Here is a 264-nt window from a genome sequence, read left to right as displayed (position 1 = left end):
CGAGATCGACCTGATGCTCGAGGCCTTCGGCATTGAGAGGTCGCTGTCGGCCAAGGGCTGCCCCTACGACAACGCCGTCGACGAGTCGACCAACAGGATACTGAAGGCCGAGCTCGTCCACCGCGAGACGTTCGGCACGACGCGCGAGCTCCGGGCCAAGCTCTCGGACTACGTGCACTGGTACAACAACTTCAGGATCCACTCGACGCTGGGTTACATGTCTCCGGTCGAGTTCAGGGAGGCGGGGCTGTCCCTCCCGGAATC

Annotated in this window: 1 protein-coding gene; it reads left to right on the top strand. The window is 63.3% G+C overall.

The features are described from left to right. The coding region (locus ACQRAQ_RS08680) for an IS3 family transposase (RefSeq protein WP_427794566.1) at positions 1-264 on the top strand (264 nt) is incomplete at both ends.

Origin of the sequence: Collinsella sp. SGI.178, from assembly GCF_050313495.1 — a bacterium.
GTDB lineage: Bacteria > Actinomycetota > Coriobacteriia > Coriobacteriales > Coriobacteriaceae > Collinsella.
The sequence above is the reverse complement of the archived record's forward strand: the minus strand, read 5'-3'. Positions and strand labels throughout refer to the sequence as shown.